This is a genomic window from uncultured Methanobrevibacter sp., assembly GCF_902770715.1.
Taxonomy (GTDB): domain Archaea; phylum Methanobacteriota; class Methanobacteria; order Methanobacteriales; family Methanobacteriaceae; genus Methanocatella.
Window position 1 is genome coordinate 1 of record NZ_CACXTS010000069.1, and the last position, 965, is coordinate 965.

General features: G+C 39.1%; 1 protein-coding gene. It reads right to left on the reverse strand.

The genetic code is table 11. The features are described 5' to 3' along the window. Positions 1-120 precede the first annotated feature (120 nt). The coding region (locus QZU81_RS10630) for an alanine/glycine:cation symporter family protein (protein ID WP_295591731.1) at positions 121-965 on the reverse strand (845 nt) is incomplete at its 5' end.

The following is a 965-nucleotide window of genomic DNA, read 5'->3' on the forward strand; positions in this document are numbered from 1 at the left end:
CCAAACTGATGTGATTAAAAAAAGCATTGTTGTAGATTTCATTGTCAGATACAATAAGGAATATTTGCTAAAATAAAATATTTATGGAAAATTAAAAAAAAGAATCTGGAAAATGATAATTCATTTCCAGAAATCAAACTCTTCTTCGTTCAGTCCAATGGAAGCTGCCTTGAAAACAGGTTCTTTGCCCATTTTTCTCTGTTTTTCATAGTCTTTAAGACAGTCTGTTGCGATTTTACCTAGAAGCACACAGACAGGTAGGTTGATGAGAGTCATGCCTCCCATGGTGATGTCTGCCATAGCCCATGCGGCGTCCATGGTGATTGTAGCTCCTATAAAGACAACGAGTGCGCAAAATAAATGGAACACTTTCATGAATTTTTCTGAAGGCTTGGTTTTGCCGTTCAAGAAAATCAGGGCATTGTCTACGTAATAGAGATTTCCAATCAATGTGGTAAATGCAAATAGCACCATTGCAACTGTGATGAAAATTGGACCTATCCATCCAAATACGCTTGCGATTGCATTCTGCACATATGGAGCTCCTGAAACGACTGAAGTTATTGGTACTCCAGTGGACAAGCACATCAATGCAGTAGCTGTACACAAAAGGAGCGTATCGATATATACGGATAATGTTTGCACAAGACCCTGTTTTGCGGGGTGTGACACGTTTGCAGAGGCGGAAGCATTCGGCGCAGATCCTACACCGGCTTCATTTGAGAAGAGTCCTCTTTTTATTCCGTACACCATACATGAACCTGCTATTCCGCCAAAAATTGATGTGAAATCAAAAGCATCTTTGAAAATTAATGCGAACATTGCAGGTATATTTTGGATATTGAACAGAATAACTATTAAAGCAATGGCAACATAGGCGATTCCCATGAATGGTACGACTGTACTTGTAATCTTGATGATTCTTTTGCCTCCTCCAAGAAGACAATATCCTGTTAAAATTGCCA